At 39.9% G+C, this 2,747-nt stretch carries 3 pseudogenes; 2 read left to right on the plus strand and 1 reads right to left on the minus strand.

The features are described 5' to 3' along the window. Nucleotides 1-290: 290 nt before the first annotated feature. Nucleotides 291-1,451: pseudogene (locus QUA99_RS32505) on the plus strand (IS5 family transposase); the annotation flags it as partial. Between the two features lie 26 nt (nt 1,452-1,477). Here QUA99_RS32505 and QUA99_RS32510 read toward each other — a convergent pair. Then, nucleotides 1,478-2,328, minus strand: a pseudogene (locus QUA99_RS32510) (IS630 family transposase). A 74-nt stretch (nt 2,329-2,402) separates the two neighbouring features. On the opposite strand from QUA99_RS32510, the pseudogene QUA99_RS32515 reads away from it, so the two are divergent. Continuing rightward, nucleotides 2,403-2,683: pseudogene (locus tag QUA99_RS32515) on the plus strand (transposase); the annotation flags it as partial. Nucleotides 2,684-2,747: the final 64 nt, after the last annotated feature.

Here is a 2,747-nt window from a genome sequence, read left to right on the forward strand (position 1 = left end):
GTCGCTTTTATCAACAAGGTATGCGGGCTGCAACCCTGATTCGGTCTATCTCCTAGGCCTCTTTGTCACCCCCCCAGAGTTTTGCCACAAGTCTAGTCAACAGAATATTTGCAGTAAAATAATGTCAGCTATTAGCTCAATTACACGCGCCATAATCAAAGCCTACTTAGGGCTTACTGAATAAGCCTAAAACCCTTACGTCAAAAGACTTTAGCTCGTTTTAGCGCTGCTCGGGTACTCGCCTGCCGAGCTAAAATGACTCAAAAGCCTAGTACACCATCACTTTCGTAATGTACCGAAAAGTTGACCCAACCCCAAACCCACCATCCAACTTTGACCTGCCCTTCGAGGGGCAATTGTCAGAGGATAATCGTTGGGTAATCATGGAAAAACTAATTCCGCGGTCAGAATTTGAAGCAGAATATGCCAAAAATTTTACAGTCTCCACCGGGGCTCCTGCTAAATCATTTCGGATGGCATTGGGGGCATTAATCATTAAAGAAAGGTTAGGAACGAGCGACGCCGAAACAATAGAACAAATCAGGGAAAACCCATACCTACAATACTTTATAGGAATGAATGTCTATAGTAGTCAAGCACCATTCGACTCATCAATGTTCGTTCATTTTAGGCAGAGAATAGGTGTCAACAAGGTCAATAAAATCAACGAAAAAATGGTAAAAGAGCAGACTGAAGTGCTAGGAGAGGTAGTCAAAAAAAAGTCATCACAAATAAGTGAGCCTAAAAATAAAGGTAAATTAATATTAGACGCAACCTGCGCGCCAGCCGATATTAAGTATCCGACAGACTTAGGACTATTAAATCAAGCAAGGGAACATACCGAAAAAATCATAGACGCTCTACATACTCAAATTCAGTCACCCGAAAAAAAAAACCAATCACCTATCGAAACACAGCCAGAAAAGAATACCTAACAGTGGCTAAAAACCGGAAACCATCACGAAAAGTACGAAGAAAAGGAATTAAAAAACAACTCCTATATCTCAAAAGAAATTTGGCTCATATCGATAAAATGGGTCAGCTACAGTTGCTGAGTAAATCTCATTATAAAATGCTGCTAGTAGTCACAGAAGTATACCGTCAACAGTTATCGATGTATGAAAAGAAAGAACAGAGTATTGAGAACAGAATAGTAAGTTTAACACAACCACATATCCGCCCCATCGTCAGAGGGAAAGCTGGGAAATCCGTTGAATTTGGGGCAAAACTGTCAGCGAGTTGTCGTAATGGCTACGTATTTTTAGACAGAATTAGTTGGGATAATTTCAATGAATCTTTAGACTTAAAAACACAAGTAGAAGATTTTAAACGATTCACGGGATGCTATCGGTGAATCAATTCATGTAGATCGCATATATCGAACGCAGGAAAATCGAGCTTGGTGCAAAGAAATAGGGATTAGGATGAGTGGCGTCTCTCTAGGAAGACCCTAGTCATTTCAAATAAAAAAGAGACACTATTGAGCGCAGTAGGCACAGATGAGTTCATCTAAAGATGTGCCAGGAGGAGCATACATTCTGGCTCGCTTTAAGGCACTAAAATCGTGTTCAATATCGTTCAGGTCGGGAGAATATTTTGGGAGAAAAAGAACTTGATGATCCGTTTCCTCTACCAGTTCTCGAATGGCTGTTTTTCGATGAATCGGTGCATGATCCATGATTAAGATAGATGGCCTTGTCAGGGAGGGTAATAAATATAAAGATAACCACCCTTCAAAACCTTCTGCATTGAGGCTGCCCGTAAAAACCATTGGGGCAATTAAGTCCTTTTTTCCTTTCCTTCTTCCGGCTACTAGATTTTCTCTTTTCCCCCGTTTTCCTGACTTTTCACCCCAGATTTTTTTGCCTTTTTTTGACCAGCCAAATGCACAATCTTGAAACTCTTCAAATCCTGACTCATCAATAAAAACCAGACTTTGACTTCCCGATACTTTAATTAATTCTCGGAGATATCTGTAGTATTTCATTCTTGATTCTCGGTTTCTTTCCTGATAACGAAGTTGTTTTTTTTTTCGAGTAATTTTCATTTCTTTAAGAGCATAAGATCTGGGGCACTTGGTCTGACCCCAAACTTCTTGGCTCGGTCGATTAATCTGGCATCTGGGTTCTCTTTTACATCGTTTTCTAAGGCTTGCCAATCTAGCTTTCTCTTACGTCTTTTTACCTGGGTGGCTCTCAGGTCTGTCCGACCCAGCCACCGATATATCGTTGCCCTCCCTACCTGAAAAATTCCGGTTGCTTGAGCGATACGACCGCCATTTTCTACATAATCTACTACTTTTTTTCTCAAATCAATACTGTAAGACATTTTCCTAACTGGTTCACTATTTTTATTAATTTTACCTCATTTTTAAATAGTCTCATACTTATTTGAAATGACTACCCCCTAAAAATATCAGCAAGTCAAACAAGAAGCAAGCCTTATCTGACGAAAGAATTCGTAACTCGATTGAGGGAAAATTTGGGAGTTGCGTAAAAGAAGATTTAGCCTTGGTAGAGTCATGGCTAAACTTTCTAATACTTCTGGTACAATCATCGCCATAACTTTTCTGGTGATGAATCTTTCCGCCCTGCTGCGGCAGGCTTTTTGGCTTTTTTTATGTCTATTTCACAACAAAAACCTTTTTTCAGGTTTTCTGCCTTTAGTAATTAGGGCTTGCTGAATAAGTCCAAAAAACTCAAAAAAGTTCGATCGCGCTATTGCCCGCCAACGCTTAATATAAGTTT

Origin of the sequence: Microcoleus sp. F10-B2, from assembly GCF_036704965.1 — a bacterium.
In the GTDB taxonomy this organism is placed as follows: domain Bacteria; phylum Cyanobacteriota; class Cyanobacteriia; order Cyanobacteriales; family Microcoleaceae; genus Microcoleus.